General features: G+C 49.3%; 25 protein-coding genes and 1 pseudogene. 15 read left to right on the top strand and 11 right to left on the bottom strand.

What is annotated here, in order from left to right:
* Window positions 1–101: 101 nt before the first annotated feature.
* The 5 genes from RFF05_RS05675 (at window position 102) to RFF05_RS05695 (ending at window position 4008) form a co-directional block, all read left to right on the top strand.
* Window positions 102–437, top strand: a complete 336-nt coding sequence (locus RFF05_RS05675; protein WP_409969405.1) for an arsenate reductase family protein — start codon at window positions 102–104, stop codon at window positions 435–437.
* A gap of 7 nt (window positions 438–444) precedes the next feature.
* Entirely contained in the window at window positions 445–1275 is an 831-nt protein-coding gene (locus tag RFF05_RS05680) for a YihY/virulence factor BrkB family protein (protein ID WP_409969406.1), read from the top strand.
* A gap of 112 nt (window positions 1276–1387) precedes the next feature.
* Window positions 1388–2614 (top strand): aminopeptidase, encoded by a 1227-nt coding sequence (locus tag RFF05_RS05685; protein ID WP_409969407.1) that lies wholly within the window; start codon window positions 1388–1390, stop codon window positions 2612–2614.
* Window positions 2615–2728: 114 nt separating this feature from the next.
* Window positions 2729–3223, top strand: a complete 495-nt coding sequence (locus RFF05_RS05690; RefSeq protein ID WP_409969408.1) for a gamma carbonic anhydrase family protein — start codon at window positions 2729–2731, stop codon at window positions 3221–3223.
* Window positions 3220–4008, top strand: coding sequence for a sulfite exporter TauE/SafE family protein (locus RFF05_RS05695; protein ID WP_409969409.1), 789 nt, complete (start codon window positions 3220–3222; stop codon window positions 4006–4008). The genes RFF05_RS05690 and RFF05_RS05695 overlap by 4 nt, the downstream gene beginning before the upstream one ends.
* Window positions 4009–4068: 60 nt before the next feature.
* Here the strand turns inward: RFF05_RS05695 and RFF05_RS05700 are convergent, their stop codons facing one another.
* Both RFF05_RS05700 and RFF05_RS05705 read right to left on the bottom strand, forming a co-directional pair.
* Window positions 4069–6141 carry a PTS sugar transporter subunit IIC/EAL domain-containing protein gene (locus RFF05_RS05700; RefSeq protein WP_409969410.1) on the bottom strand — a complete coding sequence of 691 codons (2073 nt, stop codon included), beginning with the start codon at window positions 6139–6141 and terminating at the stop codon, window positions 4069–4071.
* A 133-nt stretch (window positions 6142–6274) separates the two neighbouring features.
* Window positions 6275–7111 (bottom strand): undecaprenyl-diphosphate phosphatase, encoded by an 837-nt coding sequence (locus RFF05_RS05705; RefSeq protein WP_409969411.1) that lies wholly within the window; start codon window positions 7109–7111, stop codon window positions 6275–6277.
* Between the two features lie 140 nt (window positions 7112–7251).
* Between RFF05_RS05705 and nth the strand changes: the two genes are divergently transcribed.
* Window positions 7252–7896, top strand: a complete 645-nt coding sequence (gene nth / locus RFF05_RS05710) for an endonuclease III domain-containing protein (protein WP_409969412.1) — start codon at window positions 7252–7254, stop codon at window positions 7894–7896.
* Between the two features lie 152 nt (window positions 7897–8048).
* On the opposite strand, the gene RFF05_RS05715 is transcribed toward nth, so the two are convergent.
* Window positions 8049–8612 carry a phosphoribosyltransferase family protein gene (locus tag RFF05_RS05715; protein WP_409969413.1) on the bottom strand — a complete coding sequence of 188 codons (564 nt, stop codon included), beginning with the start codon at window positions 8610–8612 and terminating at the stop codon, window positions 8049–8051.
* 260 nt (window positions 8613–8872) lie between these two features.
* Here RFF05_RS05715 and gdhA point away from each other — a divergent pair, with 260 nt between their 5' ends.
* From gdhA to RFF05_RS05730, 3 genes and pseudogenes are all read left to right on the top strand, one after another.
* Window positions 8873–10222: an NADP-specific glutamate dehydrogenase gene (gene gdhA / locus RFF05_RS05720; RefSeq protein ID WP_409969414.1), complete on the top strand. Its 1350-nt coding sequence runs from the start codon at window positions 8873–8875 to the stop codon at window positions 10220–10222.
* 141 nt (window positions 10223–10363) lie between these two features.
* Window positions 10364–10546, top strand: coding sequence for a ferredoxin (locus RFF05_RS05725; RefSeq protein ID WP_409969415.1), 183 nt, complete (start codon window positions 10364–10366; stop codon window positions 10544–10546).
* A 239-nt stretch (window positions 10547–10785) separates the two neighbouring features.
* Window positions 10786–11687, top strand: a pseudogene (locus RFF05_RS05730) (IS3 family transposase); the annotation flags it as partial.
* Between the two features lie 129 nt (window positions 11688–11816).
* On the opposite strand, the gene RFF05_RS05735 reads toward RFF05_RS05730, so the two are convergent.
* Both RFF05_RS05735 and larA read right to left on the bottom strand, forming a co-directional pair.
* Window positions 11817–13214, bottom strand: coding sequence for a sodium:solute symporter family protein (locus RFF05_RS05735; protein ID WP_409969416.1), 1398 nt, complete (start codon window positions 13212–13214; stop codon window positions 11817–11819).
* A gap of 135 nt (window positions 13215–13349) precedes the next feature.
* Window positions 13350–14654, bottom strand: coding sequence for a nickel-dependent lactate racemase (gene larA, locus RFF05_RS05740; RefSeq protein ID WP_409969417.1), 1305 nt, complete (start codon window positions 14652–14654; stop codon window positions 13350–13352).
* Between the two features lie 172 nt (window positions 14655–14826).
* Here larA and sfsA point away from each other — a divergent pair, with 172 nt between their 5' ends.
* From sfsA to RFF05_RS05755, 3 genes are all read left to right on the top strand, one after another.
* On the top strand, window positions 14827–15507 hold the full coding sequence (gene sfsA, locus RFF05_RS05745; RefSeq protein ID WP_409969418.1) for a DNA/RNA nuclease SfsA: 681 nt from the start codon (window positions 14827–14829) through the stop codon (window positions 15505–15507).
* A gap of 9 nt (window positions 15508–15516) precedes the next feature.
* The gene (locus RFF05_RS05750) at window positions 15517–16080 is read left to right on the top strand and encodes a manganese efflux pump MntP family protein (protein ID WP_409969419.1); all 564 of its coding nucleotides are present in this window, start codon (window positions 15517–15519) and stop codon (window positions 16078–16080) included.
* A gap of 84 nt (window positions 16081–16164) precedes the next feature.
* Window positions 16165–17082, top strand: a complete 918-nt coding sequence (locus RFF05_RS05755; protein WP_409969420.1) for a LysR family transcriptional regulator — start codon at window positions 16165–16167, stop codon at window positions 17080–17082.
* A 69-nt stretch (window positions 17083–17151) separates the two neighbouring features.
* Here RFF05_RS05755 and RFF05_RS05760 read toward each other — a convergent pair whose 3' ends face one another.
* Window positions 17152–17982: an Ig-like domain-containing protein gene (locus RFF05_RS05760; RefSeq protein ID WP_409969421.1), complete on the bottom strand. Its 831-nt coding sequence runs from the start codon at window positions 17980–17982 to the stop codon at window positions 17152–17154.
* Window positions 17983–18225: 243 nt separating this feature from the next.
* Between RFF05_RS05760 and RFF05_RS05765 the strand changes: the two genes are divergently transcribed.
* Genes RFF05_RS05765 through RFF05_RS05775 form a run of 3 tightly spaced genes read left to right on the top strand, consistent with a single transcriptional unit; the run spans window position 18226 to window position 19807 of the window.
* Window positions 18226–18594, top strand: coding sequence for a metal-dependent transcriptional regulator (locus RFF05_RS05765; protein ID WP_409969422.1), 369 nt, complete (start codon window positions 18226–18228; stop codon window positions 18592–18594).
* An 11-nt stretch (window positions 18595–18605) separates the two neighbouring features.
* Window positions 18606–19496 (top strand): NAD(P)-dependent oxidoreductase, encoded by an 891-nt coding sequence (locus tag RFF05_RS05770; RefSeq protein WP_409969423.1) that lies wholly within the window; start codon window positions 18606–18608, stop codon window positions 19494–19496.
* A 26-nt stretch (window positions 19497–19522) separates the two neighbouring features.
* Window positions 19523–19807, top strand: coding sequence for a cysteine-rich small domain-containing protein (locus RFF05_RS05775; RefSeq protein ID WP_409969424.1), 285 nt, complete (start codon window positions 19523–19525; stop codon window positions 19805–19807).
* 67 nt (window positions 19808–19874) lie between these two features.
* Here RFF05_RS05775 and RFF05_RS05780 read toward each other — a convergent pair whose 3' ends face one another.
* From RFF05_RS05780 to era, 5 genes are all read right to left on the bottom strand, one after another.
* Complete coding sequence (locus RFF05_RS05780; RefSeq protein WP_409969425.1) at window positions 19875–22256, bottom strand: endonuclease MutS2; 2382 nt, start codon at window positions 22254–22256, stop codon at window positions 19875–19877.
* Between the two features lie 115 nt (window positions 22257–22371).
* Complete coding sequence (gene recO / locus RFF05_RS05785; protein WP_409969426.1) at window positions 22372–23160, bottom strand: DNA repair protein RecO; 789 nt, start codon at window positions 23158–23160, stop codon at window positions 22372–22374.
* Entirely contained in the window at window positions 23133–23279 is a 147-nt protein-coding gene (locus RFF05_RS05790) for a hypothetical protein (RefSeq protein WP_409969427.1), read from the bottom strand. The genes recO and RFF05_RS05790 overlap by 28 nt, the downstream gene beginning before the upstream one ends.
* 61 nt (window positions 23280–23340) lie before the next feature.
* Window positions 23341–23835: a transposase gene (locus RFF05_RS05795; RefSeq protein WP_409969428.1), complete on the bottom strand. Its 495-nt coding sequence runs from the start codon at window positions 23833–23835 to the stop codon at window positions 23341–23343.
* Window positions 23835–24734 carry a GTPase Era gene (gene era / locus RFF05_RS05800; RefSeq protein WP_409969429.1) on the bottom strand — a complete coding sequence of 300 codons (900 nt, stop codon included), beginning with the start codon at window positions 24732–24734 and terminating at the stop codon, window positions 23835–23837. Before era ends, RFF05_RS05795 begins: the two co-directional genes overlap by 1 nt.
* Window positions 24735–25346: the final 612 nt, after the last annotated feature.

The following is a 25346-nucleotide window of genomic DNA, read 5'->3' on the forward strand; positions in this document are numbered from 1 at the left end:
TTTCTATTCCAATCCCCTCTTGCATTTCCTTGGATTTTCCCGTACAATAGATGCAAACATATTTTACCCCTACTATGATATACTATATATATGGAGACAGTATGAACATTCAAATTTTTGGCTCTAGCAAATCCTTCGACTCCAAAAAAGCGGAGCGTTGGTTCAAAGAGCGGCGCATCCCCTATCAATATATCGATACCCCCAAAAAAGGTCTATCCCCACGAGAATACGAATCGGTGCGGCGCAAGGTTGGCTTTAAGGCACTGGTGAACAAAGATTGCAAGGCCTATGAGCGGCTTTTCATGGCTTACATCACCCCAAATGTGCAAGAGCAAAATCTACTAGACTACCCCGAGCTGTTTGTCACCCCCATTGTTCGCAATGGGAAAGACGCCACCGTGGGCTTTTGCCCTGAGATTTGGGAGACTTGGAAGTGAGGGAACTGTGACCCACAAACCTGTTTTACCTTTTATCAAAGCCATGACCCAGCGGTATCTGCGCCATCGGGTGGGCACCCAAAGTGCGGCGCTGGCCTTTTATTTGCTTTTTTCCATCTTCCCCTTTTTAATCTTTTTAAGCTCACTGCTGGGCTTGCTATCGCTGAACATTGAAGCCATTTTGCAAGGCCTTGCCCAACTGTTGCCCAGTGAAGTGGTGTCCATCATCGAAAGCTACCTCTATTATGTTGGGTCAAACTCCTCCGTACAGCTGTTGCTGTTGGGGCTGTTTTTCTCCTTCTACTTTCCCATGCGTGCCACCAATGTGCTCATGCGTGGGGTACGGACGGCCTATCGCTTAGGCCCACCTCTATCCCCTGTGTTCCATGTGGCAAAAACCCTGCTCTACACCTTATTGCTGTTGCTGACCATCGCCTTAACCTTAACGCTGATGACCGTGGGTGACCGCGCCTTAACCTATGCAGTCACCACCTTTGGCCTGCCTGTGGAAATCGCCCAATTATGGGTTGGTTTGCGGTTTCCCCTGTTGGCGTTGGTGATGTACACCGCCATTCACACCCTTTATGCCATGAGCCAAAACAGCCGACTACCCTTCCGCGCCTTGGCGCCAGGGGCACTGACCGCCTTGCTGGCTTGGATGTGCGTGTCGTGGCTCTATGCCTACTATGTTGACAATCTTGCCAACTACGCCCAGCTCTACGGCTCCATCGCCACCATGATTGTATTTCTCATCTGGCTCCAAATCAGCGCCACCGTCCTCTTAATGGGGGCAGAATGGAACGGCGCGTTGCAGGGAAATCATGAACAATCACCATAACCTAAACACGGCAAACTCAGCCCCCGCCCTACACGGGCTATATCGTAGGGCGGGGGCTTGCCCCCGCCGTCTCCCCCATATTTTTACACCAAACCTGAAAGGAACCACTCCCATGAACGAAAAATTATTAGAATACGCCAAAATGCTAATCCAAATCGGCTTAAACGTCCAAAAAGGACAAACCCTGATTATCTCCTGCCCTGTGGACTGCGCCTATTTTGCACGGATGTGCGCCAAGGAGGCCTATGCCGTAGGTTGCCGCGAAGTGGTGAACATCTGGGGCGACGACCAATGCAGTCGTATGCGGTTTTTGAACGCTGAGGACGATGTGTTTGACGCTGTGCCTCTGTGGCGCCGTCACCAACGCAACGACTATGCGCTGGAAAACGCGGCCTATTTGGCCATCTCTGCCACCGACCCTGAAAATCTCAAAGGCGTTGACCCCAGCCGCATTGTCCGCACCCAACAAGCTTTTGGCAAAGCCTTCACCGACTTTGACCGCCTACAAATGGACGGTGGCTTCCCTTGGTGCATCGCCTCTGTGCCTATCCCCTCTTGGGCCAATAAAGTCTTCCCTGACGCCGAGGAAGCCCAAGCCATGGAAATGCTCTGGGAAGCCATTTTCAAAACCGTACGCATCAGCGGTGATGGCACCTGCGTGGAAAAATGGAACGCACATCTTGCCACCTTGGACAAGCGGATGCACATCCTCAACGACCTTCACTTCAAAACCCTCCACTACACCAATGGCCTTGGCACTGATTTGACCATTGAACTGCCCCCCACCCACCACTGGGAATCTGGGGAGAGTAAAACCCGTTTTGGCCAGACCTTCATTGCCAACATCCCCACCGAAGAACTGTTCACCGCCCCACTGAAAAAAGGTATCAACGGCGTTGTCTACGCCTCCATGCCTTTGGTCAACGACGGCACCATCATCGATGGGTTCCACATGGTGGTCAAAGAGGGTAAAATCGTAGAAGTCCACGCTAGAGAAGGGGAAGATTCCCTGAAGGCCGCCATCTCTGTGGATGAAGGGGCTTGCTATTTCGGCGAAGTGGCGCTGGTGCCCTATGACAGCCCCATTTCCAACCAAAAAATCCTGTTCTACAACACCTTGTTTGATGAAAACGCCTCCTGCCACTTAGCCTTTGGGGAAGCCTATCCCTGCATCGAAGGCGGCCAAGACATGACCAAGGCAGAAAAAGTTGCCGCTGGCCTCAACGATTCCATCACCCATGTGGACTTTATGATTGGCACCGCCGATTTGTCCATCGTGGGCACCACCCAAGACGGGCGCACCATCCCTGTGTTTGCAAATGGCAACTTCGCCATTTGATTTACACAGCGCAACCATTTTACCAAATATCACAGAGTGTATACACTGTAGGGGACGGCGTCCTCGACGTCCCGTTCCCCATTTACACCACCATACTAGAAAGAGAGAACATCCATGCTATACAACCCCTATCCCCCCTCTGAGACCGTACTCTTTGCAAAAGGTGCCATTGTCACTGGCAACGTGACCCTTGGCAACGGCGTCAGTATCTGGTACAACGCTGTGCTTCGAGGTGACGACGGCCCCATTGTGGTGGGGGACAACACCAACATTCAAGATTGCGCCGTGCTCCACGAACCCACCACAGTGGGCGCTGGATGCACCATCGGACACAATGCCATTGTCCACGGCTGTACCATTGGGGACAACTGCCTCATTGGTATGGGCTCCATTGTGCTCAACAATGCGATCATTGGCAACAACTGCATCGTGGGTGCTGGCGCTGTGGTGACAGGCAAAATGAACGCACCTGATGGGTCTATGCTATTGGGGAACCCTGCTAGAATCGTCCGTAGCCTCACCGAAGCTGAAATCCAAAGCAACATCGAGTCTATGCAAGGCTATTTGGACGCTGCTGCCCAATATAAAAAGGAAACGCCCCACAGATGATACAATTATTAAATAACACCGACATACCTCTCACCTTGCCCATGGTGCTGACTGTCATCATCGGCATTTTTCTCGGATCCTTTATGGATGCCATCGCCGGAGGCGGTGGCATCGTCACTGTGCCCACCTACGTGCTGGCAGGCTTACCCATGCACATGGCGCTGGGCACCAACAAACTCTCTGCCACCTTTGGCACCTTTGCCTCCACCATGAAATACATCCGCAGTGGCTACGTGATTTGGAAACTGGCAGTACCAGCACTGATGGTGGCCATGGTTGGCTCCTCCTTAGGCACACGGTTACAACTGATGGTGGACGCTAAATACTTACAATCCTTGCTGCTGTTTGTCCTCCCCGTGGTGGCCGCGGTGGTGTTGCGGCAACGGTCTTTCCCTGAAACTTCCACCCCCATGCCCCTTGGCAAGCAAATCGCCATCATTGCCATCTCTTCTTTTTTCATTGGCTGTTACGATGGGTTTTACGGCCCTGGCACTGGCACCTTTATGCTGGTGATTTTCACCCGTTTTGCTGGACTTGACATTCGCTCTGCCTCTGGTGTGGCTCGCGCCATCAACTTCGCCTCCACCTCTGGCGCTATGCTCACATCCGTATACTACGGGCAAGTATTTTACCTCTTGGCCCTCATTGGTGCAGTGTCTGCGCTGGCAGGAAACCTGCTAGGGGCTGATTTGGTACTGCGCAAAGGCTCCGTGGTGGTTCGCCCCACAGTGCTGATTGTGCTGAGCTTATTGGCGCTCAAAGTATTGAGCGATATGATATTGTAAAGCAATTGCATTTATAAAAAACAAATCCCTCCCTTGCTTGGCAAGAGAGGGATTTGTTTTTTATAATTTCATATGGTCGTTGCTATAGCGCAGGAATTCTTCCTTGGGCAAAGCTGGGCTGTAATAATACCCTTGGAAGACATGACAGCCCAAGCTCATCAGCTTTTGCTTAATGGCCAAAGACTCCACATACTCTGCAACCACCTGATAATTGAGGTTTTGCCCCAAGTCGATGATAGAGGTGATGATTTGGGTGCAACGTGGATTGTCCAGCAGGTTTTTCACCAAGCTCCCATCAATTTTCACGTATTTAAATGAATGTTCACGCAGATAAATAATAGACGTTTGCCCCATGCCAAAATCGTCAATGGCCACCACGATGCCGTTGGTTTGTAGTTGACGAATATTGGCGCTGATGTTGTCAAACCCACCCAAAGACGTTTCCTCTGTCAACTCTAAATGTAAGTATCTGGAGGTGGCAGTTCTATAGGCAATGGCAATGACCTCTTCCACAAAGGCGATATCATCAAGCTGATCGGCCACCACGTTGACGGCAATGTGCAACGGCGCACCCACCTGCTCTGTCACGTCATTGATGGTGTTGCAAATGGTTTGTATGGTTTGCAATGTTAGCTTGTCTAAAAAACCTTCTTCACGTGCCAAAGCCACCACAAAAGGTGGATACAGTCGCTGGCCTTGGTACTCCCAGCGGAGCAATGCCTCCGCCCCAATGATACAGTCTTCGGCATTCATCTGGGGCTGATAGAACAGCTCTACCTTGTCCTGTTCCACATCCATTCGCAATTGCTTGGCGATGGTACGGGCCAATTGCCCTGTCCCATCGGTGCGCCTGAGCATCGGCTCATAGATGCCATTGGCTTCATTGGCGCGGAAATCGTCAATCAACGCTTGTAGCAAACGCAGTTCTTTTTCTTCTTGAAAGGTATCTAAAATCTTGACAAAAGGCAGATAAATCAAGGTGCCACAAATGAGAATCACCAGCTGTACCACAATGCCAGCAATAGACCCTGTGGCCAAATAACCGCTGTAGAAAATAGGCGTCGTCCAATTGATAACCTCTGTCACCACAGGGATAAAGCCCACCAACGTGGCCACATAGGCGATGACCAACGACACAAGGGGCACCGTCACAAAAGGAATCATCATGATGGGGTTGAAAATAATGGGCAGACCAAAGACCATCAGCTCATTGATGTTAAACAAGATTAAAATGGCTGACGAACGGGCAATGTTACGGGTATTTTTTGAACGGGAGGCAATGAGCAGCGCCAACAGCAAACAAATGGTGGCACCACTGCCCCCGATTTGGGCGAACACATCTAAAAAGCTCTTAGATACAATGGCATTGGGGTCAGCAACCAAGGGCACTAGCAATTCCTCAGAGATGGCATCCATCACATTGCCGCCGTGAATCCCAAACATCCAGAGCAAATTCACAAAACAGGTGAACAGCATCCCATTGAACAGCCCATGGGTGCTGTCGCTGAAAATCATACGGAAAAAGTTTGTCAGGGTTTCGGTCAAATCCCCAATGTGGAACAGGTTCACCGCCACATACTGGATGATCAAGCACCCTAAAATGGTGAGCAAGGTGGGCAGGATGCTCACAGTGGTGATTTTGATGTTATCATCCACCCCCATGTCCAAATCCTTATGGTGATGAGAATATACATCGATGATGAACAAAAAAGTGGTCACCGCCATCAATTCCACCACAATGGCAGGTAACACCCCAGTGACCCCCATATAGCCTCCATCAGAGGTAATGCCGCCGATTAAAATCACAAAGCAGATAAGCCCTGTCAGCACCGACATCAGGCGCAAAAGTACATTGTTGACGTCACGGGCTTGGGCATAGCAATACCCCACAGCCAATGCCAAATAAAAAGATACACACCCGATGCTGGCATTATACAGCATGACACAAACGTCACTAATGGCAGTGCTCAGCACAAACCCGTCCCCTAGCAATGGCAACACAATAGAGTTCACCAGCACCGCCAAGGTTCCGATGAGCAACACAGGAATGGTGAGCATAAAGCCCTTTTTCACAGAGGAAAACAGAATGTTTTTTTCAATGACGAATAAAAACTCCCAAAGCCTACGCTTCATATCTATTTTCCCCTTTCGTGATTTTTACAACTTAAGTCACTATATTTCAAGATATACAGACACTTTATTTTACTTCTTTTTACACAAAATGTCAATTGTTGACTGAGGACATTTGAAAAAACGCTTCAATTCATTAAAGCACACCCACTGCCATGCAAGCAAAAATAATCAAACCCACTACAATGCGGTAATACCCAAAGACTTTAAAGTCATTTTTCTTAATAAAGTCCATCAAAAAGCGAATGGCAACCACGCTGACCCCAAAGGCCACCACCATCCCAAGGCCAAGGCTTGCCAGCTCTGTGCCAGAGAAGGTGAATCCGTCTAGGAAATATTTCACCAGCTTCAAAAGGCTTGCCCCAAACATAATGGGAATGGCCAGAAAGAAGCTAAATTCTGCCGCCACCGTGCGGCTACAGCCCAAAATCATAGCGCCAATGATGGTAGCGCCAGAACGGCTGGTGCCAGGAATCATAGCCAGCACTTGGAAACAGCCAATCAAGAGCGCCGTACGATAGGGCATCATTTGGGTGGTGCGGATGAACCCTTGTTTACCTGCCTTGCGGTTTTCAATGTAAATAAACCACAGCCCATAGACAATCAGCATCACTGCCACAGTGGGTGCGTTCATCAAATAGGTTTCTAACACGTCGTCAAAGGGCAATCCAATGACAACGGCTGGCAGACTGGCCACCACAACTTTATACCAAAGAGACATGGTGTCTTTTTTAATGTATCCTTTATAACGGGTGGTAAATGGCCACAGTTTGTGCCAAAACAGCACCACCACTGCCATGATGGCACCCAGCTGAATGACCACCAAAAACATATTTTTAAAGGCCTCTGTCATATCCAGCGGTAAAAAGGCATCAAACAAAATCATATGCCCGGTGCTAGAGATGGGCAGCCATTCGGTGATGCCCTCCACAATGCCAATGAGGATGATTTTAATCGCTTCGATCAATTCCATGGTGTTCTCCTTGTCGTTCATTTCAAGACTTATATTGTATCATACCTATGCCATCTTTGGCAATGACATTCCCACATTGACAAAAACTTTTCCACAGAGTATGATGGAGTTACAAAATTTTTCCACAAGGCGGTGCCACTATGTATATTAAAAAGGCCACGCTGGCCATCATTGAAGAATTGAAACAACTTTACCCCGATGCCCTGTGCTCGCTAGACTATGGCACTGATTTTGAACTCCTATTCGCTGTCCGTCTCAGTGCCCAGTGCACTGACGCACGGGTGAATTTGGTGACCCCTGCCCTGTTTGCACGCTTCCCCACCTTGGAAGATTACGCCCAAGCCGACCCAAAAGAAGTGGGTAAATACATCCACTCTTGTGGGTTTTATAATGCCAAAGCCCAAGATTTGGTCACCTGCGCCCAGCAACTCCTCAGCCGTCACGATGGCAAAGTCCCTGACACCATGGAGGACTTGACCGCTCTGGCTGGCATTGGACGCAAAACTGCCAATTTAATTTTAGGGGACATTTATAAACACCCCTCCTACGTCTGCGACACCCACTGCATCCGCATCACAGGACGCTTGGGCATCACCGATGGCTCCAAAGACCCGTTACAAGTGGAGCGCCAACTGCGCAAGGCATTGCCACCAGCCGAGTCTACCGACTTTTGCCACCGCATGGTGCTCTTTGGCCGCGACACCTGCACCGCTCGTACCGCCAAATGCGAAGTCTGTGCGTTGCGCCCATATTGTAAAATGGGGAAAAAGCTGAAAATAGACTAAAGACTAAAGGTGAATGGTGAATGACTACGGGCGACCACAGGTCGCCCCTACATGGTAATCGTACCATCCGTAGGGGCGACCTGTGGTCGCCCGTTATTTGTTATTCGTAGGGACAGCCCTTGCGGCTGTCCGTCTCCGCTGAAGCAGACATTTTACCCCATCACGCTTCCATCTGCGTTGAACAAGGGCAATTTTTGCAAGAACTTAATATCGCTACGATTGGCGGCATCTCCTTCTGCCAACACGGCAATGCGGTCGCTCACGGTACCGCCAGCCAGTTCTACCAGCTGTTCCAAGGCAATGAGGGATTCCCCTGTGGAAATCACATCGTCCATAATTAAAATCCGCTTTCCCTTCATCAAGGCAGCGTCAGCGCCAGAGAGCATCAGGGTTTGGTCACGTTGGGTGGTGATGGAACGAACTTCCACCTTGATGGCATCGGTCAAATACACCTTAGAGCCTTTGCGTGCCAGAAGATATTGCTTGGCGCCACTTTGGCGCGCCATTTCGTGAATCAAGGGAATGCTTTTGGCTTCGGCTGTCAAAATATAATCATAACTATCGGGAGACACCAACTCTAACAGCCCCTTGGCACAAGCCACGGTCAATTCTGCATCGCCAAACACAACAAATGCTGCAATGGATAAACCATCGTGTACTTTGCAAATGGGCAGGTCGCGGTGTAGCCCAGCTACGTCCATGGGATAGGTCAACATGATACCGTCCTCCTAAAATTTAGTACGCATAAAAACTCTAACAATTGTACCACATCAAAAGAAAATGTCAATGGATTTCAACAAAAATTATGCTTATTTTCGATAAAAAAACCGTTGTCAAGTAACAAGAAAACATTTTTTGCGCAACAAAAAAATAATTTGAAAAACCTATTGCTTTTATCAATAAAGAGTGCTAGACTGTGGATAAATCAGGGAATTATTTTCCTGATATATTACGAAAAAAATCAGGAGGCACATCAATGAACGCGTATCTGGAAAGTGTCATCGCACGTGTTAAAGAGAAGCACAGTCACGAACCCGAATTTGTCCAAACAGTAGAAGAAGTTTTGTCTTCTTTGGAGCCTGTCATCGACAAGCATCCCGAATATGAAAAAATCGACCTACTGGGTCGCATGGTAGAACCTGAACGTATGTTTACCTTCCGCGTGGTTTGGGAAGACGACAACGGCGTCTGGCACACCAACACTGGCTACCGTTGCCAATTCAACGGCGCCATCGGCCCCTATAAGGGCGGTCTGCGGTTCCAACCCAATGTCTATCCTGGCATCATCAAATTCCTTGGTTTTGAACAAACCTTTAAAAACAGCCTCACTGGTTTGCCCATCGGCGGCGGCAAGGGTGGCTCCGACTTTGATCCCAAAGGCAAATCCGACGCAGAAATCATGCGTTTTTGCCAAAGCTTCATGCAAGCACTCTACCGTTACATTGGCCCAGATGTGGACGTACCTGCTGGGGACATGGGTGTTGGCGGTCGTGAAATCGGCTTCCTCTTCGGCGAATATCGCCGCTTGAAGGGCGTGTTTGAAAACGGCGTATTGACTGGTAAAGGCTTTAGCTACGGCGGCAGCCTGATTCGTCCAGAAGCCACTGGCTATGGCGCTGTGTACTATCTGCTCAACGTTCTGGCTCACGATGGTCAATCCATTGAAGACAAAACCATTTCCTGCTCTGGCTTTGGTAACGTGACTTGGGGCATTGCCAAAAAGGCAGCCGAACTGGGCGCCAAAGTGGTAACCCTGTCTGGCCCCGACGGTTACATCTATGATGCTGACGGCATCAACACCCCAGAAAAAATCGCTTACATCGAAGAAATGCGCAACTCTGGTCGCAACCGTGTGGAAGACTATGCCGATAAATACGGTGTTCCCTTCTATGCTGGCCAAAAGCCTTGGGGCGTAAAAGTGGATGTGGTGATGCCCTCCGCTATGCAAAATGACGTGCACATGGAGCACGCCAAGCAAATCGCTGAAAACAAGGTTCCCTACTACATTGAAGTGGCCAATATGCCCACCACCAACGATGCTCTGTCCTATCTGATGACACAAGAGGGCATGGTGGTTGCACCTTCCAAGGCTGTCAACGCTGGTGGCGTGGCAACCTCTGCTTTGGAAATGAGCCAAAACTCCGAGCGTTTGTCTTGGAGCGAACAAGAAGTGGATGCCCAACTGAAAAACATCATGGACACCATCTACAAAATGAGCGTAGAAGCTTCTGAGCAATACGGTCTGGGCTACAATCTGGTGGCTGGCGCCAACATCGCTGGCTTCCTCCGCGTGGCAGATGCCATGGTGGCACAAGGCGTATTCTAATGACAAAAAATCATCCCCTGTTTGCAACGCAAACAGGGGATGATTTTTTGTCACTTATTACTTTTCACGCTTCACTTTATACGTAAAACTTACCACCATTGCCTATACTATGCCACATCTTAATAAAAAGGAGATTTGCATATGGAAGCAAGCATTGATCGCCACTGCATTGGCTGTGGACTGTGTGTCAGCACCTGTCCCAGCGTGTTTACTTTAGCAGACACAGGTGTGGCCGTGGCTGTGGCCTTCCCCAGCAACACCTTATCGGCAGTGGAACAGGCTGCCAATAACTGTCCCGTGGATGCCATCCATGTGGAGGGATGAAAAAGAGGGCTGTGTCACAACGAAAGGCTCTTTGTGAACTCTGACAGCAAAATCGTAGGGAACTGTACCGACCCCCAAAAGTTAGACCTAAAAATCTAACGATTGGGGGTCGGTATTTTCATGGTAAAATACAGTTTTGAATTTAAGAAGCAAGTAATCATGGCATACGAAAACAAGGACGGCGACCAAAGATGGCTAAACCTGAGAAAATAGACCATACAGACGACCATGGGGCATAATTAAAGCAGCTTGAAGATGAGAATCTAAAGTTGCGAATTGAGGTTGCCTATTTAAAAGAATTGAGGAGGTTGCGCTTGGAAGAAGAAGCACAGAACAAAGAGCAAGAAGTATCTGCGACCTCCGGCGATTGTTCCAATTAAAAGATATTCTTGCGGTCTTAAAGTTTCCAAAAGCCACCTATATGTATTGGCAGAAGCGATTTGACAAGGAAAATCCAGACAAAGAAATTGAAGAAAAAATCCTTGAAATTCGCGATGAACACAAGGATTTTGGCTATCGTAGAATTTTGGGTGAGCTCAGAAAAGCAGGCTGGCACGTCAACAAAAAGAAAGTCCAACGGCTGGTGCAAAAGCTTGGTTTGCAAGTGAAATCCTACACACGCAAGAGCCGAAAATACTCGTCTTACAAAGGGATTGTGGGCAGAATTTGCAAAAACTGGGTCAAAAGACGATTCAACACCAACATTGTGCATCAAAAAATCACAACAGATACCACTGAGTTTAAGTATTACACATTTGACGGCAACGGTAAATTGATAACGAGAAAGTTATATTTAGATCCATTCTTGGATATGTTCAACGGCGAAATTTTAAGCTATAGCATTACCAAAACACCATCGGCGGAAGGCATTATGGCTGCGTTAAATGAGGCCATCGAGGTCACCAGCGACTGCAAATTCAGAAGAACTTTTCACTCGGACAGAGGCTGGGCATACCAAATGAAACGCTATTTTAGGACACTGAAAGAGAACCGCATCTTCCAAAGCATGTCTCGGAAAGGCAACTGTCTGGACAACTCTGTGATGGAAAATTTCTTTGATTATTACAATAACAAGCGTACAAAGCAAAAACTAGGCTACTTCAGTCCTGTAGAATACAGACTGAAGTATCTTGCTGCATAAAAATAACGTAGCAGCCGCAGCTGCTACGTTATCAAGTCTAACTTATTGGGGTCACTACATTGTCCGTTCCCTACGTTTTTATGCTTTTTTATGTAATTTTACAATTGTGACACAGCCCTGTTTTAATGTTTATGCCAATTTTTCCTTGTCAAGCACGCTGGTGACCACAAAGGTGATTACGCAGACAGCCAGCATGAAAAAGCCCACTTGGCTGGCAAAATATGGCTTGATAACAGGCACAGTGTTCCACACCACAATGCCAATCAAAGAGGCAAGAATGGTGGTGAAGCCAGCTTTTTTACCAGTAAATTTGGGGCAGAGCAAGCCGCCGATGACCACGAAGGACGTACCGATGGCCATGGATAGTGCCATCATCATACCACTCAAAATAGCCGCCATTTGGGTGGCTACCAAGTAGGTGATGGTGCTGGAGATAATGATGATGATTTTGCTGGTGATGTTGGCTTGCTTGGGGGTGCGTTCCTTGGTGGAAACCTTGGTAACAATGTCGTTGTTGACAGTGGTGGCAAGACCCACGATCATAGAACAAGCGGTGCCCATGTCAGCGGCCCACAACCCAGACAAGGTGATGCCGCCCAGCACAGGGGGAATGCTCATCAAAATCATAGGCAGTGCCACAGAGGCGGTGGCGTCAGGCAACAATGCCTTGCTGGCCACGCCCAACATGGCGCAGATAAAGCCCACAGGCACCATCAGCAAAGCGCCGATGATGTAGCCACGTTGGGCAGACTTGTCGTCTTTACCAGTCAAACCGATTTGCACCACACCTTGGACGGAGTTGGTGTTACCCAGCATGACAATGACCCAAGCGAAGATGCCAATCCAACCCATACCTTCGGTCAGGCTCAGGTAAGGCACATCAGGTTCTGCCACAACCAAGGTTTGAATGGCGGCCCAACCACCTTGTTGGGTCAAAACAATCACCAAAGCAGTGATGACACCCACGTAAATGAGAATCAAGTTGAGCACGTTGGTCAAAGATACAGAGCCCATACCGCCCAGCACAGCAATGGCCACGAAAATCAAGAAGGAGAAGAAGGTACCGCTGTCCACGGTGAACACTTCAGGCAGCAATGCTGCCAAAATGGAACCGCCTGCCTTATATTGCAAGGCGATGATACCAGCTTGAATGATGCACATGGAGATAACCATGATGAAGGAAGTGTTTTTGCCATACAGGTCACGCACCAAGGCGCTGACGGTGCTGTGGCCAGAACGACGCAGGTATTTCATCGCCAAGAAGGAGGTGACCACCGCGCCGATGGCCCAAGTGGCATCATACCAACCTGCGCTCAAGCCCACGTTGAAAGCATTTTCTGCAATACCAATGGTGGACGCACCGCCGATGGCGAGGCCTGCAATACTAGCAGCCACCACCCAAGTGCTGTTTTGACCACGGTAGAGCAGGAAGGAATCTTCATTTTTATTTTTCTTGGCCGAGACGTAAAAACTGATGCCAAACAGCACCACCACATAAAGACAGACGATAATTAAGGGGATATTCATGATAGGACGACCTCTCTTTTTCTAATGATGAGAAATGGGGAACGGTGGGAGCGCAATGCGCTCCCCTACAAGGGGGGTGCGTGGGAACAGGACGTCGAGGACGCCGCCCCCTACAAATGTGTGCGTGGGGAAATTTTATACAAATTCGGCGCACAGAGCGTCGTATTTTTCTTGAAGTTGAGGCATGACACTGCCACCATAGGGCAAAACATACACGCTTTTGCCTGCAAAATCCACTTGGCTCAGCAAGGCAGTGATGTCATCATAGGCGGTGATACCCATTGCTTTCACCTCTTGGGGGTCAATGTCGGAGAGGAGCAAGGTGTTGGCCTTGGCAATGTTTTCAACAGCCGCATAGAAAATATATCCGCCGATGGTAAAGTCTTTGCGCAAGGATTCATCCAAATGTCCTTCTTGCAAGGGTTTGTTCCATGCGAAGAAATCGCTGGCACCACTGCCTTCTGGGCATTGGGCAAGCCAAATCAATGTGCCGCCTTTTTTCACCGCTTGGGTGGCGTTGAACATAGACTTGGTGGATTGATACAGGTTCAAATCCTTGGGGAACCCACCACAGCTGGCGATGACAATATCCGCTTCTTTGGCAATGGGCAAGCCATAAGACGTTTGCACATAGTGGCAACTTTTGCGCCATGCCTTGTCAAAATCACCGCTGAACAAACCGCTGTGCTTGCCAGAAGAGGTGACCACAATGTTGATGCCAAACGTAACCTGCGCCAAAGCGCCAGCTTCGTACATATCCTCATGGATGGGGTTTTTACCTAGCTTCCCAGAGCCCACGGTGGGGTCAGATTGGGGGGCACTGGGGTCAAGGGCTCGTTGATGGTTTTGCTTAATGGTTTCACGGCTGGCAATGCCGGGGACAATGCTTTTACGACCGCCGCCGTAACCAGCCATAATGTGATGTACCGTACCGCCCACGCAAATCACTTTGCGACCAATGGCAAGGGGGTTCACCTCCACCACAGTCCCCAAAGATGTGGTGCCAATGGCAACCAAATCTGGGGCATCCGCGCTGTGGTCAACCACCTTCACGTGGTCAAACACATATTGGCTAGAAAGCTTGGCCAGTTCCTCTTGGCTGTGTCCACGGTGGGTACCCACAGCCACCAGCACCACCAAGTTTTCAAAGGGAATTCCCAGTGTTTCATGCAAATACCGCACCAACTGTTCACACACCAAATCTTGGCGCATCCAGAAACGAGTCATATCGCTGATGACGATGGTGATGGGGTCTTGGGGTGTCACCAATTCACACAAAGGCGCGGAGCCGATGACATCGGTGGTAACACTTTTTAAAAAGGCCGCCTTTAAATCGGGTATCTCTGCCATAGGCGTCTCATATAGATAGTCTAAAGAGGCCGCACCATCCACTGGGATGGTGACCTGTCCTTGACCATATTTTAATACTACTTCTTCCATTCTCAATCCTTTCCAAAATACAAATCCTCTAGACTTGTCTTTCAATGCTTTTACAGTATAAAGCTTTAAAGGAGTAATGTCAACAGGTTTTCACAAGATTTTTGCAAAAAGCTTTTATAATTTATCGCCGTATGGTATACTTACTTTCATTACAAAAGCTAGGAGGGATTTTATGCGTTACAAACAGGTAATTTCTGGCACCTTTATTGCCCGTCCCAACCGTTTTATTGCCCACGTGGAAACGGCGGATGGTCTGCAAATTTGCCACGTAAAAAACACAGGCCGCTGTCGTGAATTGTTGCAAACTGGGGTGCAGGTTTATTTGGAACAGGCGCAAAATCCCAATCGCAAAACCAAATACGATTTGATTGCCGTAGAAAAGGGTGATTTGCTCATCAATATGGATGCCCAAGCCCCCAATACGGTGTTTTTAGAGTTTGCCAAAACTGGGAAATTTCTCCCCGATATCACCGCCATGAAAGCTGAGGTCACCACAGGCAAGTCTCGCATCGATGCCTGCCTCGACACGGCACATGGTCGTCACTGGGTGGAAGTCAAAGGCGTCACCTTAGAACAAGACTGCATCGCCGCCTTCCCCGACGCACCCACAGAGCGTGGTGTGCGCCATATCCAGCACCTGCAATCGCTGGTGGAAGCTGGAGACAGCGCCACCATTTTCTTTGTGGTGCAAATGGAAGGCATCACCGCCTTCCGCCCCAACGATAGCACCCACCCTGCCTTTGGAAATGCCCTGCGCACCGCCAAGGCCGCTGGGGTGGACATCCAAGCATGGGGCTGTCACGTAACGCCAGACACACTGGACGTGACCTATCCCATCCCAATTCAACTCTAAGGAGACACCATGAGCTTCACATCACTTTTTCTGGTTGGCATCGGACTTTCTATGGATGCCTTTGCCGCTGCCATCTGCCAAGGCCTATCCATGGGACAAAGCCGCTTCAAACACGGGCTGATTGTGGCCCTATTTTTCGGTGGCTTTCAAGGACTTATGCCTTGGATTGGCTACCATCTTGGCACCCACTTCGCCCAAGCCGTGGGACAAGTCGGGCACTGGATTTCCTTTGCTCTGATGGTCTATTTGGGGGCAAAAATGATGTTGGAAAGCCGCCTAGCACCTGACGATACCCTATGTCCACAGCTAGATTATGCCCAGCTGTTGGGTCTATCCATTGCCACCAGTCTTGACGCTTTGGCCGTGGGCGTCACCTTTGCATTTTTGCAAGTGGCCATCCTGCCTGCCGTGGTCATCATCGCCCTCACCACCTTCATCCTGTCCTTTTTAGGGGTGATGCTAGGTCACAGTTTAGGCACCGCCTATCGGCAAAAAGCCTTACTCACAGGGGGCTTGGTGCTGATTTTATTGGGTTGTCAAATTGTATTGGAGCGCTTCCTTAATATGAAATAATTTCATATTTTTTATAAAAAAACCTTGTAATCAGATGAATTTTATAGTATACTACCACTATCCATCCACGCAAAGGAGACTGCTATGAATTTTTCAGAAATTGAAGCCTTCTTAGAGGTTGTACATAACCAGAGCATTTCCAAAGCCGCCAAGGTTTTATTCGTCACCCAATCTGCCATCAGCCACCGCATCAAAAGCTTGGAAGAAAAGGTTGGATGTCCACTGATTGAACGGCAAAAAGGGGTTAAAACCATTCGTTTAACCCAAAAAGGCGAACGTTTTCTGCCATTGGCAGAGCAATGGATTGCCCTATTAGAAGAAACCGAGCAAATCCTCCACCACGATACTTCTGTGCCCATTTCCATTGGATGTGTGGATAGTCTGCATCCTTTTTTAGAACCATTTTATAAAAATTTAGCAGTGCAACAGCCTCGCTTTGACCTGTGGATTCAAACCCATCCCTCTTCCTCTGTGTTTGACGAGGTGGAAAACCGTCAGCTAGATGTTGGACTGGTCACCATCCCCTTTTATGGCGATAACATACTCTGTCACCCTGTGTTTCAAGAAAAAATGCAGTTGGTTTGCTACCGTGATAGCTATCCTGACGGCCTCATCGATCCCAAGGAATTGCATTGGAGCAATGAAGTCTATATGAACTGGGGCTCTGATTTGCAAGCATGGCGCACCGCCCAATGGGGTCCAGCCGCCACACCTTCGATTCGTGTGGATTCCATCGGCTTGATTCGCACCTTGGTTGACCGCCCTCTACGTTGGAGCATTTGTCCTGCCTCGGTGGCAAATCATTTGCGCGAACGTGGCAATTTGGACATTCACGACTTGACCCAGCCACCTCCCAGCCGCATTTCTTACTATGTGCGCCACGTCTATCCCTTGAGTAACCGCACCGACGGCATCGCCCGTTTCAACTCTTTGTTTGCTACATTTTTGCAAGACCTCCCTCCCTATATCCAGCGCCTAGAGTGGAGCGACAATCTCATCTAAATGTTACAAAAATCCCCCACCGTTGCAATCAAACGGTGGGGGATTTTAAAATTCACGTATGATGATTTCTTAGCTCACACGTACCACGCAGGTCAAAGATTGGCCGTCTACCGTGGCGGTGATGGTGGTGCTCCCAGAGGCAACTCCCGTAACAGTACCGCTTGCAGACACAGAAGCCACATTGCTGTTGGCCGTGGCAAAGGTGGCGCTAGCGCTGGTGCCAGAGACATACATCCCAAAGGATTCACCCACAGACACAGTCACGTCGCTATGGCTCAAGCTCAAGTTGCCAGAAGTGCTGGTGGTGGTGCTGGTGGTGCTAGAAGACACGGCCGTGCCTTTCACGCGCACAATGCACTCTTGACTCGTAAAGCCATCTGTTGCGGTGATGACCGTGTTACCGCCACCCACAGCAGACACAATGCCTGTGTTCGACACAGTGGCAACAGTGGCATCGTCAGATGTCCATGTGTATTCACCGCTACCGCCACTGGCCACGATGGACCATGTTTCACCAGCGTTCAAGGTAAAGTCTTCTAAATCCAAATCCACAGAGGTGACAGGTGCTTCCACTTCAACCTCAGGTTCAGGGTCAATTTCAGGCATGGTATCGGGTTCCACCGTTTCCTCCACAGTGGGCTCGTCGCTGTCAGTGGTGGCACTAGAACTATCATTGCCACCAAAGAGTAGATATCCTAAAAGTGCCAACAACAGCACCAAAATAATCACTAAAATAGGGCTTAAAAGCTCTCGTCCAGAACCGCCACGGCGCTGTTGACGCTGTTGGGGCGGGCGGCGATTGGCGCGTAAGGGTTGCTCCTCTTCCTCATCACAAAATGGGCACTCATCATAGCTGTCAGAATACTTGGTACCGCAATAAGGGCATTTGATTAAAGACATGGTATAACCTCCTCGGTAAAATTAATCAATTTCTCTACACACATATACATGTATATCATATCTACTTTTTCCACTACCGTCAACCCCCATAGACTGTATTTTGTAAAATTTTTTGTTTTTTTGTCTCCTATTTTGGAAAGTCAATGCAAGATAGGGGATTTTTTGAAATTCCCCTTGTAAATTTTAGCGATTTATAGTAGACTGTAGTCAACGCAAACTATAACACAGGAGGATTGGAAATACATGGTCATTCACCAATCAGCAGAAGATTATTTGGAAACCATTTTGGTGCTACAAAAGCGCTTGGGTTCTGTTCGCTCCATCGACATCGCCAACGAACTCAACTACTCTAAGCCCAGCGTCAGCATCGCCATGAAAAAACTCCGCGAAAGCGGATATATCACCACAAAAGCTGACGGTTCTATCATTCTTGAAGAAAAGGGCTTAGAAGTGGCCAAACACGTGTTGGGTCGCCACTTAACCTTGATTGATTTGTTCCTTCATTTAGGGGTTTCTCAAGAAATCGCTGAAGATGACGCCTGCCGTGTGGAACACATTCTTCACGAAGAAACTGTGGAAAAAATCCGTGTTTTCTTAGAAAAGCAAGACTAAGGAGCGTCGCTATGTTTGAAAAATTGGTAGCCGTAGACCCTGTCAATCTCAAACCAGATGCCCAAAAACAACTCTCCACCTTTGCAAAAAAAGTGGTTTTATACCCCGACCTACCCCAAAGCAACCAAGAGATGATTGCCCGTATTGGTGATGCCGATGCGGCCTTGATTAGCTACACCAGCACCATGGAACGAGACGTATTGGTGGCCTGCCCAAACCTCCACTATGTGGGAATGTGTTGCAGTCTCTATGAAGAAGCTAGCGCCAACGTGGACATTGCCGCTGCCCGTGAACTGGGCATCACCGTCACAGGGATCCGCGACTATGGCGACCCCGGTGTGGCTGAATACGTCATCAGTGAGCTAGTGCGCTATCTCCATGGTTTTGGGGACAAAGCATGGATGGCAGAGCAAAAAGAGTTGACGGATTTAAACGTTGGCATTGTGGGCTTAGGGGTCACAGGTCAACTAATTGCCAACCGCCTACAACCCTTTGGTGTCAACATCTCCTACTTTAGCCGCACACGCAAGCCCGATTGCGAGGCCCGTGGCATGGTCTATCTGCCTTTAAACGATTTGATGGAACAGTGCCAAGTGGTGTGTCTGTGCCTGAACAAAAATATGCTACTGTTGCAAGCAGAGCAGTTTGCCCACTTTGGCAACCATAAAATTCTGTTCAACACCTCCATCGGCCCCGGTCATGATGTGACGGCGTTGGAGCAATGGCTCAACCATGGTGACAATGAATTTTTCTGCGATATGCCCACAGGGGCTGGCTCGCCAGAATTGCTAAATCATCCCCATGTCAACTGCGTCCGTAAATCCGCAGGCTTCACCTATGAAGCCGCCTTCCGCCTCGGAGACAAGGTAATTGAAAATATGCGCCAGTTTTTAGAGGCATAATTTACTTCTGGTATTGGAGGATTCCTATGAGCCAAACCGAACATTCTCACGCCTTTTTCTCCAACCGTGATTGTAAATACTTTCCCTGTCATAAAAATGCTAACCCTGAGCAGTTCAACTGCCTCTTTTGTTATTGCCCTCTCTATGCCCTCGGGCGCAACTGTGGCGGTAATTTCAAATTCACGGAAAAAGGCATCAAAGACTGTAGCGATTGCCTTCTACCCCACAGCGCTGGCGGCTACAAATATGTGACAGGCAAGTTCAAAGACATTGTGGAACAGGTGAAGAAAAACGAAGCCCAAGCCGATTGAAAAAAAATGAAAAAAGGTGTATACAAAAAGTGGCTCGCCACTTTTTGTATACACCTTTTTTCATAGTTTACTTCAATTTCACCACAGTGACACCGTTTTCGCCTTCACCATACACGCCCAATCGGAACTCTTTCACCCCATGGTGACGGCGTAGCATTTGGTGGACGGCGGCACGGAGGGCACCCGTACCTTTGCCGTGGATGATGGTGACGGTTTCCATGTGCCCCATGTGAGCGGCATCCAAAAACCGCTCTACCACAGGCTCAGCTTCCATGGTTTCCATGCCGCGGATGTCCAAGTCGGAGGACACAGTGGCCACCTTAATCTCCACCACCCCTTTGCTACGGGCAATGGACTCTGCCGCCTTGCGCTGTTTGCGATTGGGCTGTTCAATCAGCCGCACATCTTCAGCCTTGGCCTTCATTTTCATGGCTCCAGCCTTAAGCTGTAAGGTGCCGTCTTTGTTCACCGTCATTACCTCGGCATGGTGGCGCACACCGGGGATTTCCACCAAGTCGCCTTCCACAATGGGACGGCTGGGCTTGGGGATGGGTTCTGGCTCAAACTTGCGAGCCACCGCCGCCGCTTCCGCGTCGTTGAGCTTTTTCCGCAAGGCGATTTTGGCTTGGTTGGCACCTTCTTTATTCTCACGCTTGCGCAGTTCCGCCAGCTCCACAAAGGCTTGGTCAACCTGTTCTCTGGCTTCTTTGATCAGCCGCTTGGCTTCCACTTCCCCTTTGCCACGGGCATTGTCACGGGCCCGTTCCATCTGGGTGCGGTATTCTTTGGCACGGCGCGCATCTTCTTCTTTTTGTCGCAGAAGACGATCCACCTGCATTTGTTGCTTGTCTAAGGCTTGGCGCTTTTCCTCCAACTGGGTCAGCACATCTTCAAAGCGGACGCTGTCACTGTGCATCTGCTCTTTGGCGCTGTCAATGACCCACTCTGGCAAGCCCAACCGCTGAGAAATGGCAAAGGCATTGGATTTGCCGGGGATGCCGATGAGCAAGCGATAGGTGGGGCGCAGTGTCTCCACGTCAAACTCGCAGGACGCATTTTCTACACCCACGGTGGTCATGGCAAAGGTTTTCAGCTCTGCATAGTGGGTGGTGGCGGCTATCTTTGCCCCCAATTTCCGCACATCTTCAATGATGGCAATGGCCAAGGCCGCCCCTTCGATAGGGTCGGTGCCTGCACCCAATTCGTCAAAGAGCACCATGGAATTGCTGTCTGCTTCTGCCAAAATCCCCACGATGTTCACCATGTGGGCGGAGAAAGTAGACAGGCTTTGCTGGATACTTTGCTCGTCACCAATGTCCGCAAGAACAGAACCATACACGGAAATAGAGCTACCACTCCCTGCTGGAATGTGCAAGCCACACTGTGCCATCAACGTGAGGAGCCCCAAGGTTTTCAGCGTGACAGTTTTACCGCCAGTGTTGGGACCAGTCACCACCAAGGTGTCAAAACTGGTGCCCAATTCCACGTCAATGGGCACGGCAGTTTTGCTATCTAACAAGGGGTGGCGTGCTTTTTTCAGATAAATGCCACCGTCGGTACGGATTTCGGGACGCCCTGCGTTTAGCTTATAAGACAGCTCCCCACGGGCGAAAATCACATCTAAATGCACCAGTTGGTCGTAATCCCAGAGGATATTTTCTTCACATCCAGCCACGTCGGCAGAAAGCTCCGCTAAAATCCGCTGAATTTCCTTCCGCTCCTTGGCTTGCAGCTCCATCACTTCGTTGTTGGCCTGCACCACGGCCATAGGCTCCACGAAAACCGTAGCGCCAGAGGAGGAAATATCATGGACAAGCCCTGGTAAATCCCCTTTGTGCTCCGCCTTTACAGGCACCACGAACCGCCCATCACGCTGGGTGATGATGGCTTCTTGCAACACCTTGGCATAGGCGCTAGAGCCGATGATTTTTTGCAGGACTTGACGGCTTTTACTCTGGGCTTGGCGAATGTGACGGCGAATGTCCGAAAGTTCTGGGCTGGCACCATCGGCGATGGTGTTTTCATCCACAATGGCATGGAAAATCTTTTCTTCCAAAAACCGATTGCCATGCAAGCTGGCAAACAGATGGTGCAAGGCCCCTGTGTCCACGTCGTCATGGTCGGCATATTCTCTCACACGGCGCGCCGTACGGAGCACACCGCCGATGGCCAACAGTTCCGATGGGTTCAAGCTACCGCCACGGTCGGCACGTCCCAGAGCTTCTCCCACAGATACCACGCCCCCAAAAGAGGGCGCACCACGGATGCCGATTAAGTCACGGGCGCTATCGGTTTGGTCTTGCAAACGACGCACGTCGTCCACGTCGGTCTCTGGGGTCAAAGCCAGACAACGACGCTTCCCTTCAGGGCTAACGGCAATCTCCGCCAACCGTTCTAGCACCTTGGGCAGTTCCAAGGTACGGATAGATTTTTCAAATAATTGGGTCATGATTTCATATCTCCTAGGTTGTAGAAAACCACGGGAGGGGCTGGAACCCCTCCCCTACCACCACATCGGTAGGGGCAGGATTCCATCCCTGCCCGCATGGGTCGCAATATTTACATCAATGGGTCACAAATTCCATACTCAACGCAGGAATTTGCAAGCTTTTATAATACTCCAGCGACTTAAAACTCCGCTCTAACTGTGCCACCACCAAGCTTTCGCTCACTGTGACAAACCGTTCTAAGGCGACACCAGATAGGGCAAAGGCGTACAATCGCTTACTCTCACACCACACGCAGTGTTGCAGTGCCGCAAGGCTATCACCACACAATGGCAGAGACAATCCCTGCCCTGTTTGGCTACAGCTTTTGCACAGCACCATACCCGACACCACGTTCATCACTGGGTGATTGGGATGCTCTAACCCACACTGTCCGCACCCTTCCACCAAGGGTTCGTAGCCCGATAGGGCGCATAGGCGCACCTCAAAGGCGGCCTTCACCACGGGCAAGGGCTTTTTCAAATTGGCAAGAGCATACAGCCCATTGAGCAGGTGGCGGAGCAACTGGTCAGCGTCCTCCCCTTCCAAGCTCACCGCCTCGCACAGCTCAGCAAAATAGCACCCCAAAGCCAAGGCTTCCAAATCTTTACGCAACCCGTCAAAGAGCATCTCAGGATTGCCTTCGTCTAAGTAATACCACTGACCACGCTGGGTTAGGGTCATCTCCCCATAGGCCAGCACTTGGGTCATGGCAACAAAGGGGCAACGCTTCCGCCTTGCCCCTTTTGCAATCACAGATAGCTTGCCGTGGGGCGTGAGCACCGTGAGTATTTTATCGGTTTCCTTGGTATGGGTTTCACGGAGCACAATACCCTGTGTCACCACAGTTCTAGCTTGTCTGTCCATGGGTCTACCTCTGGTTGTTTCATTTGGGGTTTGGGGTTGATTTGCGCCTGTGACCACAACACATAAGCGCTGGGGTCGCCAGTTTCAATAAAAATCTCCCACAGTTGTTGTTCGTCCATTGCCCATCCCTCCTTTGATAGGAGTAGTATGGGGAATGGTGTCGAATTTTATGCAAAAAAGTTATGCTTTATAATATTCATCTTCTTGCCAACGAAATATATTGCCATCAATATATTTCCATTTTGCCAAGTACTCTTGTTCTTTACGAATAATACGGTCATGAAAAGATTTTTGCCAAATAGACTGACCAATTTGCTTAGTAATTGAACCCTTGAACTGTTGTATCATGCGAGAAACTGTAGGGGCGACCTGTGGTCGCCCGCATTCCCCGTTTTCGATACGTAACAACAGATGAATGTGGTTTGGCATAATCACATAATGGTCTATGTGTATGACACCATAGTAAAGTTGTGAAATTTTTTGCAGTTCTCGTTCAATAATTTGCCCATATCCAGATAGTTGGCAATACACTGGAGACGGGCGACCACAGGTCGCCCCTACAACTACTCCTAATAAACAAGCATGGTCTTTGGCGCAAATCGTAACAAAATATGCGCCCGATTGACTGTAATCATACTCTGGAAACCGAACAGATTTACGCTTTGGCAACTCCATTAGTTGTCATTATACCCAAAACTACGGACGTAATTTTGGTTTTCTCGCCAATTTTCTTTCACCTTCACCCAAGTTTGCAAATACACTTTGGTGCCCATGAATTTTTCCATATCTTTGCGCGCCATGGTGGAGATTTTCTTCAACATAGCCCCTTGCTTGCCGATGATGATGCCCTTGTGGCTAGAGCGTTCGCAGTAGATGGTGGCATCCACTTCGATGACTTCGTCGTCCCGTTCGGAGAACTTGCTAATCTCCACAGCAGTGCCGTGGGGGATTTCCTTATCCAAACACATCAGCAGTTTTTCACGGACAATTTCGCCCATGACCACACGTTCTGGTTGGTCGGAATTTTGCCCATCTGGGAACAGTTGAGGGCCTTCCGTGGCATAGGTGCCCACCATCTTCATCAACTCATCCAAACCGCTCTTAGAGTGAGCAGAAATGGGCAGAATCGCCACAAAACCGTCCCATTCAGCATTGTAAGCTTCAATCACAGGCAACAATTCTGAAGGGCTGAGGGTGTCGATTTTGTTGATGCAAAGAATGGCAGGGATTTTTTCTTCTTTGATACGGGCAATCAGTGCCTTTTCTGGCGCACCCACATTGGCGATTGGCTCCACCAGCATCAATGCGCAGTCCACGTCAGACAAACTGGCGGTAATCACCTTGACCATATAGTCGCCAAGTGCAGACTTGGGCTTGTGCAAACCGGGGGTGTCCATCAGTACAAATTGGGTGTCGCCCTTGTTCACCACACCGTAAATACGGTTGCGGGTGGTTTGAGCTTTGTTGGTGACAATGGCAATTTTTTCACCCACCAAGGTGTTGGTCAAGCTGGATTTACCCACATTGGGGCGACCGCACACGGTGACCATAGCGGTTTTTTTGATTTGAGACATAGAGGTGATCCTCAACTTTCCTTGAGCAATTTCATTTGCAATTTATTTTTTTAGTTTAACAATGTATTTTACCATATTTTATCCACAATGTCTATTGATTATCAATGAATTTTACACAATGATAGATGTTTGTTTTTCCCACTTCCGTGGGGGCGCTCGCTGCAGTGGTGCCACTCCCGTGGGGGGCTTTCTTTACCTCCGCCCCTTGTAGGGGCGGTCAATCCCTTTCTAAGACTTTCACCCTGTGAGAATTCTTTTTTGATAGACTTTTCCCACTCCCGTGGGGGGCGCTCGCCGCGCGGGCGTTACTTTGCAAAGATGCAAAGTAACCAAAAATCTTGCACGTGGCGGCTGACCACCTGTGGTCATCCGTCTCACGTGCTCCCATTTTATACAGATTGTGCGAGTGAGTGGGTGCGGCGCTATCGGGTGGGTTTGTCACATCCGTTCGGCTTATCGTATGGGATGCGCGAACCAACACTGTTTGCTGCCGCACGTTTGTCGTACGATGACATGAGAACACGCATGGAAGGTGCCTGACAGAGTGGACGTCGGTTAGTGCAATGGTGTTCCTTGTAGGGGCGACCTGCGGTCGCCCATGTTACCCAGCGC

Source organism: Bengtsoniella intestinalis, from assembly GCF_039719005.1.
Taxonomy (GTDB): domain Bacteria; phylum Bacillota; class Clostridia; order Oscillospirales; family Oscillospiraceae; genus Oscillibacter; species Oscillibacter intestinalis.